Raw genomic sequence first — 11,753 nt, 5'->3', positions numbered from 1 at the left:
TGTGAAAGGAATAAAATACTTCATCAAAAAGCTAAAAAGCGGCACAAAGGCGGGAAAATGGGGCCGATGGGCATTATGTGGAATGCTGGCGACGTCGGCGTTCGTGATCAAAAGCTGTGTAGAGCCGTTCTCGCCACCGGAGGTGACCAATCCCGGGACTTACCTCGTCGTGGACGGTTTCCTCAATATCGGTGGAGATACCAGCAGGGTTACTTTGAGCCACACTCAGGCGGTAAACGACGGCAAGCAGTTCGAAATGGAAGGAGGGGCTACCATCACAGCCGAGGCGGAGAATGGGGAAAGTTATGCGTTCCAGGATATGGGCAATGGCTTGTACAAATTGCCGCCGACCACTTTTAACACCGATGCTAAATACCGGCTGAGGATCAGGCGATTCGACGGAAGGGAGTATGAGTCTGATTATGTCGTTGTAAGCAAAACGCCACCGATTGATAGCATTACATACCGCGTGGACGAGGCCAGGAATGCGATGATTATTTATGTAAATACCCATGACCCGAGTAATCAGACACGTTTCTATCGCTGGAATTTCGAAGAAACGTACGAATACAGGATGCCCTACTATTCGAGCCTGACGCGGGATTATAAAAACAAGCAAATTATTCCGCGAAGCGATAACGTCAACGTTTGCTGGCGGACATTGGCATCCAGGGATATCAAACTGGGATCGACGATCAAGCTGAGCCAGGATATTATCCGTGAGCTGCCGATCAATATCGTTGACATCGCGTCTAACAAACTGTATTTCGGATATACGATTCTTTTGAAACAATACGGGCTGACGCGAGAAGCATTTGAATACTGGACAGATCTCGCTAAAACGACCCAGGGAACCGGCAGCCTTTTCGATCCGCAGCCGTCGCAGGTAACGGGCAATATCCACGCCAAAGCGAATGCGAAGGAATTGGTATTCGGTTATTTCAGCGCGGCGCAGGAACAAAAGAAGCGGATTTTTATCAGAGAAGGATTAGGTGCATATCCGCGCTGCATAGCCCCGGATACGCTCACGTTCGAAGATGCACTCAACGGCTCCGCAGTACTGCTTTACTTTTACATGGGTCAGCCGAAGAGCGGCTACCTTGGCACGTCGGAATCGTGTGCTGACTGTCGGTCGCAGGGCGGAAATACAACGAAACCGGCATTTTGGGATAAATGATAATTCTATTGTCTGAAAATATACAATGAAACTCAGGACACTTATTAGTGGGTTGCTGGCGCTGGCACTTTACAGCCCCTCGCATGCGCAGGACGATGCTATGCTCGCCTCCCTGCGGCAACGTTTCGGACTTTACACCGAGCGGGCCGTGCAGGAAAAGCTGTACGTGCATATCGACAGGCCGTTTTACCTGGTTGGGGAGACGATCTGGTTCAAAGCCTATAACCTCAATGGTGCCACGCACCGGTTCCTCGATTTGAGCAAAGTAGCTTATCTGGAAGTACTCGACAGCGAAAACAATGCGGTATTGCAAACCAAATTCGCGATGGTCGACGGCCGTGGAAACGGCTCCGCGCTCGTTCCGTCCACGCTCGTGAGCGGAAAGTACAAGTTGCGGTGCTATACCAACTGGATGAAAAACTTTTCGGCGGAAAGCTATTTTGAGACCTCCATTTCTATCCTGAACCCATTTGTACGCTTCGACCCCGACAGGGCCTCCAAGGAGGAAACCCGGTATGACGTGCAGTTTTTCCCGGAAGGGGGCCATTTGGTAAGCGGCATCGAAAGCAAGATTGCATTCCGGGGCGTGGGAGTCGATGGTAAGGGCGTTAAGTTTAAAGGAGTTGTTCTGAACCAGCAGAATGAAACCATCCGTGAGTTTGAACCTGAACTAAATGGTATTGGCTACTTTACCTTGAAGCCGGAGGAAAATGCAGCCTACAAAGCGGCCATAACCGACGGCAAAGGGCAACGCTTCGAATACGAATTACCCACAGTGGAACCACAGGGATACGTAATGCAGGTGAGAGACTCAACGTCGGCGCTGGTGAAAGTAACGGTAACGGCAAAGCTGGAAAGCGAAGATCCCGTATATGTGTACCTGCTCGCACACACACGGCAGACCAATGCTATGTTTGGGAAAAAGGGGCTAAGTAAAGGCCAGGTCGTGTTTGTGCTCGAAAAAGCCAGGCTCGGCGAGGGCATTTCACAGATTACCATCTTCAATGAAAAGCTGAAACCGGTTTGTGAAAGATTGTATTTCAAAAGGCCCGAAAAACAGCTGAACATCGATGCACAAGTGGGCAAGAGCTTTATCGGGCGCGAGAAAGTAGCGATGAATATCTCAGCTGCCGTGGGGCAGGCGTTGCCCGCCTGGAGTAATTTGTCGGTGGCGGTGTACCTGGACGATTCGATCCAATATCAGCGGCAGCATGATATCCACAGTTATCTTTGGCTCACTGCCGATTTGAAAGGCGATATCGAGAACCCCGGCTATTATTTTCAGAATGTAAACCAGGAAACCGACCGGCAGCTCGACAACCTGATGCTCACTCACGGCTGGCGTCGCCTGAAATGGGACAAGGTTTTCGGCGGGCAACTGGTAAGTTTTGAACATTTGCCGGAGTACGACGGACATTTTATCCACGCCCGTGTACTGAGCCGGACCGATGGAACACCGGCTGTAAATAAGGAAACATACCTGGCATCACTGGATGTACCTGCGCGCTTGTACGCGGACATGAGCGATAAGGAAGGCCGGGTAAAATTTGAAGTGCGGCAATTCACCGGTCCGAAGGAAATCACTTTGCAGACCAATCTGGCTACCGACTCGACGTATCGGTTCGAGGTAGCGTCGCCATTCTCGAAACAGTTTTCGACGACCACAGTTCCTGCCTTTTTCTTTGATAAAACGCTGGAAAGCCAACTGTTGACCCGCTCCATTAACATGCAGACCGGCAATGCATTCCTGCCACGGGTTTACACTGAGAAAAAAGCCGTACTTACCGACTCGCTGCCATTCTTCGGGATGCCGGACGAGAAGTATTTCCTCGACGATTTTACGCGTTTTCCAACGATGGAAGAGGTTTTGAGGGAATATGTCAAAGGAATTTTGGTTCGTAAGCGGCAGAAGGAATTCCACTTGCGAATGATCGACAAGCTGCTTCCCAACACCTACTATACTACTGATCCGCTCATGCTCCTGGACGGTATCCCCGTTTTCGACGCCGACAAGATCATCGAAATGGATCCGCTGAAAGTAAAGAAAATCGAACTGATCAGTTCGCGCTACTTCCTGGGACCGATGACCTTTACGGGCATTGTAAGCTTCTCCACTTATCGCGGCGACCTTGGTGGTTTCGAGCTCGATCCGAAAGTATTGGTCATGCCTTACGAGGGTGTGCAGGCGCAAAGGGAATTCTACGCGCCGAAATACGACAGTAATAATGCAAACAGCCGCATTGCAGACTTCCGGAACCTCTTACATTGGGCACCGAATGTTACGACCGGGAAAGACGGCAAAGCGACGGTCGAGTTTTACACTTCCGACCAGACAGGCCGTTACCAGGTCGTAATCCAGGGCATTACTCCGGACGGCACGGCGGGCAGCAAAATCGTTTCCTTCGATGTGAAAAAGCGAAGCCTTTAAATGTAAAACTCAGAGGTGTGCTTGATCTCCTTCAATACGAAGGTGCTGTTGAGCACGCCTATGTTGTCGATTTTGGACAGCTTGTATTTCACGAAATCGTGATACTCGTCGAGGCTGGCGACATTGATCTTTAAGAGAAAATCAACCTGCCCGGCCATGTGGTAGCATTCCTGCACTTCATGAAGGTTCTGTATCTCCTGTTCGAACTTCTCGATGAAAGCCTCATTATGATAGCGCATGGAAACCTGGCAGATGGTTGTAACGTGCCTGTTAATGAGTTTTTTATCTAAAATGGCTACATACTGTTTGATGTACCCTAAGCTCTCCAACCTTCTGATCCGCTCATAAACCGGCGATACTGTCAGGTTAAGTATCGTGGCGATTTCCTTCGTCGTTTTTTTTGCGTCCTTTTGCAGGATGCGGAGGATTTTAGTATCGATTTTGTCTAACTGTTCCATGGGGCAATAATATTTACTGATACGGCTTTATAATAGAACCTTAAAAAGTAAATTTTGCTTGAAAAATCAAATAGTGTGGTAATGTTTCCTGCAAAAAGCGCCATTTGTTGAAAATAATTTTTGCAAATGGGAAATTGCAAGTGATTTATGCTTTACCCAAAAGTTGTTTTTTATGAAAACGGATTGCGTTTTAGTAATAGGAGCAAACGGACAGATCGGATCTGTCCTGGTGGAATATCTGAGGGGAATTTACGGACTGGGAAAAGTGGTGGCGACGGATCTTCGTATGCCCGAATTCCCAACAGGGATTTTTGAGCAACTCGACGCGACCAATGCCAGTGAAATGGGCGCGCTCGTCAGGAAATACGGCGTGACGCAGATTTATCACCTCGCCGCGATCCTTTCTGCAAAAGGTGAGCAGGAGCCGCTCCGAACGTGGCATATCAATATGCAAACCTGGTTCAATGTGCTTGAAGTGGCACGCGAGAATGGGGTAAGCAAAGTTTTTTACCCAAGTTCCATTGCCGTTTTCGGTGATCGTGTAGATACGCTGGCTGAGCAATGGTCATACCTCGATCCGTCGACGGTTTACGGTATCAGCAAGGTGGCCGGCGAGAACTGGTCGAACTACTATTTCAAACGGTATGGCGTCGATATACGCTCGCTGCGTTACCCCGGCATTATAAGCTACCAGTCGATGCCCGGCGGCGGCACGACCGACTATGCGGTCGACATTTATCACAAGGCGGTGAAGGGAGAAGCATTTGAATGCTTTTTAAAACCTGAAACGACCTTGCCGATGATTTACATCAGCGACGCTATGGACGCCACCGTCCGCCTGATGGAGGCGCCCGCAGAAAAGATTTCCGTGCGAACATCTTACAACCTGGCCGGAATGAGCTTCTCGCCCAAAGAAATCGCGGAAAGTATTCAAAAGATCATTCCCAATTTCAGCATAACTTACAAACCCGACTTCCGCCAGGCCATCGCCGATTCGTGGCCCCAGGAAATCGACGACGCCCAGGCCAGAAAAGACTGGGGCTGGCGGCCAAGCTACTCGCTCGATAAGATGACAGAGGAGATGATAGCGGAGTTGCGGAGGAAGTATCAGGTTGTTAGTTAAATGTTGAATGAGTGAATGATTGAATGATTGAATGGATGAATGAATAAAGCCAGTTAAATCATTTCCTTCTGATAACTCTGGTGTTTTTGAGATTGCAGATGCTTCCAACTCTAAACATTCACCTATTAAAGTATCCATAACTCACTGTTTCAAAATTCGGTCATTCCCCGTTCCAAGGGGCTCATTCAAAAAATTCACACATTCAAAATTCAGTCATTCAGTCATTCAATCATTCAAAATTCATCACCATGTACGGTACCATTCAGCACGAACTCCAAACCGAACTGGAAGCGATCCGGTCGGCGGGATTATATAAAAAAGAGCGCGTGATTACCACGCCGCAGTCGGCGCACATTGCTACTACCGACGGTGCGGATGTGCTCAACTTCTGCGCCAACAATTACCTCGGCCTTTCCTCGCATCCGGATGTGATCCAGGCAGGTATAGATGCTATTCACTCTCATGGTTTCGGAATGTCGTCGGTGCGGTTTATTTGTGGTACGCAGGATATTCACAAAGAACTCGAACGTAAAACGGCCGAATTTCTTGGCACAGAGGACTGCATTCTCTACGCCGCGGCATTCGATGCCAATGGAGGCGTTTTCGAACCGTTGCTGAATGAACAGGACGCCATTATCTCCGACGAGCTGAACCATGCTTCGCTCATCGATGGTATCCGCCTTTGCAAAGCCAAACGTTTCCGCTACAAGCACAACGATATGGCCGACCTCCAAAAGCAACTCGAAGACGCCAAAGGCAGCCGTCGCATTCTGGTTGTGACAGACGGCGTATTCTCTATGGACGGCACCATTGCGCAGCTGGAAAAAATATGTGGCCTGGCCGAGCAATATCAGGCGATGGTGATGATCGACGAATGCCATGCCACCGGCTTTATGGGTAAAACCGGCCGCGGCACGCACGAATACCGCAACGTAATGGGCCGTATCGATATCATTACCGGAACTTATGGCAAGGCATTAGGCGGCGCTTCCGGTGGCTTTACGGCTGCGAAAAAGGAGATCGTCGAGATTCTGCGCCAACGTTCACGGCCCTATTTATTTTCAAATACATTAGCGCCCTCCATTGTAGGGGCTTCTATTAAAGTACTCGAGTTACTCACTTCATCCACAGCATTACGCGATAAGCTGGAACGGAACACACAATATTTCCGCAAGGCTATGACAGAAGCCGGGTTCGATATTCTCCCCGGCGAGCACCCGATCGTCCCGATCATGCTTTATGAAGCAAAACTGGCGCAGGAATTTGCAGCCAAACTGCTCGACGAAGGCATTTACGTGATCGGCTTTTTCTATCCTGTCGTACCGCAAGGTAAGGCGCGTATCCGCGTGCAGATTTCCGCCGGGCACGAGCAAGCAGACCTCGAAAAGGCAGTAGCGGCGTTTACGAAGGTCGGCAAACAACTGGGGGTTATTTAGTCAGGTGTAGTCAAGAGTGGTCAGGATTGGTCAGGTGTTGTCAGGATTGGTCAGGTGTTATCAGGTGTAGTCAAGAGTTGTCAAGATTGGGCAGGAGATGAATGCCGTTAGGCATGTAATATTGGTAGTAGGTGTGACTGGATCCGTTTCGCCAAAATGCCGTCAGGCATGTAACAACAATGCTCTGTTGTCGCATGCCTGACGGCATTTTTGTACACATCCCTAGTTCGATTGCTACCTATATTACATCGCTACGCGATTTCAGGCGAGGTAATTTTACGCCAATGCCCTGTAATGTTCCGGCGTTTTCCACAATACCTGACCACTCCCTGACAACTTCTGACTACACCTCACTCCCCGACAATACTTTACTACACTCGACCAAACGTGACAACACCTGACCAAACCTGACAACTCTTGACCACCCCGAAACACTCCCTACTGTTCCGCTTCCAGCAATTCCACCTCTACATGCAGCGATTGCAACGTAGCATTGCCGTATTGGGTAACCATTGCCACATCTGCGGCGTCGCGGCCATGGGCGATCTCGATGCGGTAACCTTCGGTTTTTTCCTGCACGGCATCGAATGTGTACCATTCGCCGCCGATGAACACCTCGAACCAGGCGTGCAGATCCATTTCTTTCAATTTATCGAGATAACCCACCGTCATGCGTGTCGGAATGCAGAGGTTACGGCATAATGCAATGGCCAGGTGCGTGAAATCACGGCATACGCCTACGCGGCTGCGGGCCGTGTCGAATGCGGTCGTGGAGGCATCTGAAAAACCGTATTGGTAGCGCACATTGTTATGAATCCAGGTCCGGATTGCCTCTACCTGCTCGTAACCTGGCGTGAGGTTGCCGGCTATTTCCATAGCTAACATATTGATTTCGTGCAAATCCGACTGGCAATAACGACTTGGAAGGATGTAATGCATGACTTCATCCGGCAAATCCCCTACAAGCATATACGCAGGCGGCGGATTCGGGATCGGTTTCGTGGAGTTTACCTGTGCCTGCACTTCGGTACTGATCGTCACCCTGCCGATGGGCAGGATCGTGCGTTGGCAAGGGTTCCCGTAAAGGTCGGTATACTCCGAAAACGGGACCGGGGGCTCTATGTTAAATCCTTCCTGAATGATCGCTTGGCCTTCCTGACGGCGAGGGCGTAACATGGTCGTTATGGTGGTGGGGGCATGCACGTCGTACGTGAATATGCTTCTTCCCTTCATTTTCATCTATGAGTCGAATTTGTATTTGTGCTAAATGTAATGACGCTTAGTTACTTAAAAATTACGTGCCATTTATTTTATCGTGAACACGCGCAGTAGTCAGAATTAAATCGTTTTAATCGACGTTTGTACATCAGGAATGTTAATTTTAGAGCGAACAGTATTTCGTGAAATTTAAATAATACACCTATGGCAGTAACAAAATGGATCGTAGACCCGGCGCATTCCGAAGTGCAGTTCAAGATCAAACACCTGGTCATTTCGACGATCACAGGATCCTTTAATAATTTTGAAGGCGGAGCCACTTCGGACCTCAACAACTTTGATAATGCAGAAATTCACTTTTCACTCGATGTGAACAGTATCGATACCAATGTCGAAATGCGTGACGCTCATCTGCGGTCGGCGGATTTCTTCGACGCCGAGCAATTTCCGCATATTACCTTTCAATCCAACTATTTTCATAAAGTAAAAGGCGATAATTACAAGCTTTCGGGATTGCTCACGCTCAAAGGCATTACCAAGCCCATCGAGCTCGACGCCGAATATGGCGGTGCCGAAAAGGATAGCGACGGGAACGTGCGCATCGGTTTCGAGGTGGAAGGCCGTTTGAGCCGTCAGGAATTCGGTCTGAATTATATGCAACTAACCGATTCTGGGGGCTTAGTAATTGGTGAGGACGTGAAGCTGATCGCCAATATCCAGCTCGTAAAACAGTCCTGATCAGTCATCTAGCTATTTTGTAGACTTTTAGTACCCGGTATGGAATACCCGGCATAAACCTGCATATTGGTTTGCCGGGTATTTTTGATACCAATAGAAAACGCCGTCTGTCGTCTTTTCATCAAACCTAAACTAGCCATCCATGAAAGTGCTGCGCATTTTTTTAAAAGTCATCGGGATATTCCTGCTATTGCTCGTAATCGCCATTGCTACCATGATCACAACCATGGACGATACGCCTTACCAGGAAATGGCCTACTACAAGGAATGGAAATCGCTGATTGCAGGCGTAAAATTCGCTCCTGCCCCGAGGGATACTTCCGGCACGTTGCAGGCCGGCTGGGCCAAGGTGAATATCACACCGGCAGCGCCTACGCCCACAGCGGGCTATGGCAACCGCCGCGGGCGACCGTACACAGCCGTGCATGATTCCGTATATGTACGTGCGATGGTAATCGACAATGGTCATACCAAAGCCGCTATTGTCGCTGCCGATCTGCTGATCATCCCGCCGACAGTTATTAAATCTTTGAGGGAAAAACTGAAACCAGGCGATATTCCTTTCGAGCAGATCTATTTCGGTGCTACACATAGCCATAATAGTGTAGGTGGCTGGGGGACGGGCATTTCTTCGCTGTTCTTTTCGGGTAAATACGACCCCGCAATCGTTGAAAACCTTGCTAATGCATTTCACAAAGCCATTACCGACGCCCAAAGGAAGGTGGAGCCTGTGCAACTGACCTACCTCGAATCGCTCGATTCGCTCGATATCCGCAACCGGCTGGTAGGCGAGGAGGGGGGCATCGATCCCGAGATACGTTCGGCGGCATTCGTTACCAAAAGCGGGCAGAAGGCCATCCTGAGCTCGTTCGCGGCACATTCCACGGTTTTGAATTCCAAAAACATCGTGCTCTCGCGCGACTACCCGGGAGCGCTCGTGGATTCGTTGGAAAAGGGTCGCTACGATTTTGCGATGTACATGGCCGGCGCGGTCGGCAGCATGGGGCCGATCGAAAAAGGAACGGATGATTTTGATGAACTGAAAAACCAGGCTTTTGGTGTCCAGAATGCATTATTGTCGCCTAATACCTTGAAGGAAGATTCGAAGAGTACATTGGTCGAAACCCTAACCTTGCCGCTGCCCCTCCGCGAGCCGTCCCCGAGGCTTACAATGAGCATCGTGCTGCGCCCGTGGGCATTCAAAAAAGCATTCGGGGAATATCCCGTGTTTGTGAAAGCATTGCGGATCGGAAACATTCTGATGGTAGGCATGCCTTGTGATTTTTCCGGTGAACTGACCGGCACCCTGGATGCATATGCCAAAACCAAAGGCCTGAACCTGATGGTGACCAGCTTCAATGGTGGTTATATTGGCTATATTACCCACGATAAGTACTTCAACCGCGATTTGTACGAGACCAAAACCATGAGCTGGTACGGCCCGTATAATGGTGCCTATTTGCAGGAAGTGATTAAAGATATTATTGATAAATTATCCTAAACCGTAGACTGATGAAAACATTTGTATGCCTCTTTTTTGCGTTGCTTAGCCTCTCTTCGATGGCTCAGAAGCCCGTTCGTGTGGCGGTCGCAGGGCTTAGCCACGGTCACGTGGGCTGGATTTTCAACCGGAAAGACAAGACCGACATTCAACTCGTGGGTATTTGGGAAACAAACCCCGATTTGGTTAAGCAGTTTACCGAACGCTACAAACTCGATCCAAAACTGTTTTACTCGGACCTGAACAAAATGCTCGACGAGGCGAAACCGGAAGCGGTTTCGGCATTCGGGGCGATCAATGAGCACGTGGTGGTGGTGCGGGCCTGTGCACCACGGAAGATCAATGTAATGGTGGAAAAGCCGCTGGCGACGACATTTGCCGATGCGAAAGAAATCCAGAAACTCGCGACGCAGAACAATATCCAGGTTTTGACTAACTATGAAACTTCGTGGTATGCGAGCAATCAGCATGTAAACCAGCTCATCCAGGAGGGCAAGCTAGGTGAAATTCGCAAGGTAATGGTCAACGACGGTCACCAGGGACCGAAAGAAATCGGGGTGAGCAAGGAGTTTTTCGCTATTCTGACCGATCCGGTGAAAAATGGCGCGGGCGCATTGGTCGATTTCGGCTGCTATGGAGCCAACCTGATGACCTGGCTTATGAAAGGTGAGCGTCCCATTTCGGTAACCGCCGTCACGCATCAGAATAAGCCTGATATTTACAAGAATGTCGACGACGAGGCTTCCATTATCCTGCAATATCCGAAGGCACAATGCATCATCCAGGGTTCGTGGAACTGGTCGTTTGCGAGAAAGGACATGGAAGTGTATGGTAACAAAGGTTACGCGATCGCCGTGAACCCGACGGTCGTACGCCAGCGTTTGCAGGAAAAATCGCCCGAAGAAACGCTCAAACTTGATCCTCGTCCTGCGCCTTACACCGATCCTTTTTCGGTACTGGCCGATGTGGTGCAGGGCCGTTTGAAGCTTGATCAGAACGATCTGTACGGGTTACCGGTGAATGTGACCGTCGTGGAGATACTGGAAACGGCCAAGGAAGCCGCCAAAACCGGTAAGACTATCTTTTTGAAAAAATAAACAATGCACATGGAGCCCAGGCCCGTCAGTTTTTCCCAGACTACCCTTACCGAATTAATGATCCCTTCCTATGCCAACTTTGGCGGGAAAATCCATGGAGGCATATTGCTCTCGCTGATCGACAAGGTCGCCTATGCGTGCGCGTCGCGGCATGCGGGGACGTATTGCGTGACGGTTTCGGTGGATGCCGTGGATTTTCTCGAACCGGTTGAAGTAGGTGACCTGGTGTCGCTGCACGCGTCGGTGAATTATGTGGGAAGGACGTCGCTGGTAGTGGGAATTCGCGTGGTGGCGGAAAACGTCAGAAACCGCAGCATCAGGCATACCAATACGTCCTACGTGACGATGGTCGCCAAAGACGATGCTAACAAACCGACTGTGGTTCCCGAACTGGTGCTGGAAAATGAAGAGGATGCACGCCGTTTCCTGGAAGCGATCAAACGCCGGGAGTTGAAAGAAAAATACCGCGATGCATTCGATAATGCCAGAACAGGCCTCGACGTGCCGGAAAATTTGGATAAGTTAGCCGATCAGCGTTGTGTGATCGGCTATGATACGGATGTTTGATATGTGATTT

The 11,753-nt window shown here is 49.6% G+C and carries 10 protein-coding genes; 8 read left to right on the top strand and 2 right to left on the bottom strand.

Going from position 1 to position 11,753, the window contains the following annotated elements:
• Position 1: 1 nt before the first annotated feature.
• Positions 2-1,177, top strand: a complete 1,176-nt coding sequence (locus AAHB90_RS24350; protein WP_342087853.1) for a DUF4249 domain-containing protein — start codon at positions 2-4, stop codon at positions 1,175-1,177.
• Between the two features lie 25 nt (positions 1,178-1,202).
• Positions 1,203-3,605, top strand: a complete 2,403-nt coding sequence (locus AAHB90_RS24345; RefSeq protein WP_342087852.1) for a hypothetical protein — start codon at positions 1,203-1,205, stop codon at positions 3,603-3,605.
• Here AAHB90_RS24345 and AAHB90_RS24340 read toward each other — a convergent pair.
• Positions 3,602-4,063 carry an Lrp/AsnC family transcriptional regulator gene (locus AAHB90_RS24340; protein WP_342087851.1) on the bottom strand — a complete coding sequence of 154 codons (462 nt, stop codon included), beginning with the start codon at positions 4,061-4,063 and terminating at the stop codon, positions 3,602-3,604. The two genes, AAHB90_RS24345 and AAHB90_RS24340, sit on opposite strands and share 4 nt — an antisense overlap.
• A gap of 172 nt (positions 4,064-4,235) precedes the next feature.
• On the opposite strand from AAHB90_RS24340, the gene AAHB90_RS24335 reads away from it, so the two are divergent.
• Entirely contained in the window at positions 4,236-5,186 is a 951-nt protein-coding gene (locus tag AAHB90_RS24335; RefSeq protein ID WP_342087850.1) for an NAD-dependent epimerase/dehydratase family protein, read from the top strand.
• A 248-nt stretch (positions 5,187-5,434) separates the two neighbouring features.
• Positions 5,435-6,622 carry a glycine C-acetyltransferase gene (gene kbl / locus AAHB90_RS24330; RefSeq protein WP_342087849.1) on the top strand — a complete coding sequence of 396 codons (1,188 nt, stop codon included), beginning with the start codon at positions 5,435-5,437 and terminating at the stop codon, positions 6,620-6,622.
• Positions 6,623-7,060: 438 nt separating this feature from the next.
• On the opposite strand, the gene AAHB90_RS24325 is transcribed toward kbl, so the two are convergent.
• Entirely contained in the window at positions 7,061-7,855 is a 795-nt protein-coding gene (locus AAHB90_RS24325) for a transglutaminase-like domain-containing protein (protein ID WP_342087848.1), read from the bottom strand.
• Between the two features lie 189 nt (positions 7,856-8,044).
• Here AAHB90_RS24325 and AAHB90_RS24320 point away from each other — a divergent pair, with 189 nt between their 5' ends.
• The 4 genes from AAHB90_RS24320 to AAHB90_RS24305 all read left to right on the top strand — a co-directional run bounded on the left by AAHB90_RS24320 (position 8,045) and on the right by AAHB90_RS24305 (position 11,743).
• Positions 8,045-8,578 (top strand): YceI family protein, encoded by a 534-nt coding sequence (locus AAHB90_RS24320; protein WP_342087847.1) that lies wholly within the window; start codon positions 8,045-8,047, stop codon positions 8,576-8,578.
• A gap of 142 nt (positions 8,579-8,720) precedes the next feature.
• The gene (locus AAHB90_RS24315) at positions 8,721-10,079 is read left to right on the top strand and encodes a neutral/alkaline non-lysosomal ceramidase N-terminal domain-containing protein (protein WP_342087846.1); all 1,359 of its coding nucleotides are present in this window, start codon (positions 8,721-8,723) and stop codon (positions 10,077-10,079) included.
• Between the two features lie 11 nt (positions 10,080-10,090).
• Positions 10,091-11,176 carry a Gfo/Idh/MocA family protein gene (locus AAHB90_RS24310; protein WP_342087845.1) on the top strand — a complete coding sequence of 362 codons (1,086 nt, stop codon included), beginning with the start codon at positions 10,091-10,093 and terminating at the stop codon, positions 11,174-11,176.
• A 9-nt stretch (positions 11,177-11,185) separates the two neighbouring features.
• Positions 11,186-11,743 carry an acyl-CoA thioesterase gene (locus tag AAHB90_RS24305; RefSeq protein WP_342087844.1) on the top strand — a complete coding sequence of 186 codons (558 nt, stop codon included), beginning with the start codon at positions 11,186-11,188 and terminating at the stop codon, positions 11,741-11,743.
• Positions 11,744-11,753: the final 10 nt, after the last annotated feature.

It is taken from the genome of Dyadobacter sp. OTU695 (assembly GCF_038440355.1).
Taxonomy (GTDB): Bacteria; Bacteroidota; Bacteroidia; order Cytophagales; family Spirosomataceae; genus Dyadobacter.
The sequence above is the reverse complement of the archived record's forward strand: the minus strand, read 5'-3'. Positions and strand labels throughout refer to the sequence as shown.

Bases quoted from the DNA above. Each gene is read 5' to 3' on its own strand.
- AAHB90_RS24335 (WP_342087850.1), top strand. From the start codon at position 4,236: ATGAAAACGGATTGCGTTTTAGTAATAGGAGCAAACGGACAGATCGGA.
- AAHB90_RS24325 (WP_342087848.1), bottom strand. From the start codon at position 7,855: ATGAAGGGAAGAAGCATATTCACGTACGACGTGCATGCCCCCACCACC.
- AAHB90_RS24340 (WP_342087851.1), bottom strand. From the start codon at position 4,063: ATGGAACAGTTAGACAAAATCGATACTAAAATCCTCCGCATCCTGCAA.
- AAHB90_RS24315 (WP_342087846.1), top strand. From the start codon at position 8,721: ATGAAAGTGCTGCGCATTTTTTTAAAAGTCATCGGGATATTCCTGCTA.
- AAHB90_RS24310 (WP_342087845.1), top strand. From the start codon at position 10,091: ATGAAAACATTTGTATGCCTCTTTTTTGCGTTGCTTAGCCTCTCTTCG.
- kbl (WP_342087849.1), top strand. From the start codon at position 5,435: ATGTACGGTACCATTCAGCACGAACTCCAAACCGAACTGGAAGCGATC.
- AAHB90_RS24305 (WP_342087844.1), top strand. From the start codon at position 11,186: ATGGAGCCCAGGCCCGTCAGTTTTTCCCAGACTACCCTTACCGAATTA.
- AAHB90_RS24345 (WP_342087852.1), top strand. From the start codon at position 1,203: ATGAAACTCAGGACACTTATTAGTGGGTTGCTGGCGCTGGCACTTTAC.
- AAHB90_RS24320 (WP_342087847.1), top strand. From the start codon at position 8,045: ATGGCAGTAACAAAATGGATCGTAGACCCGGCGCATTCCGAAGTGCAG.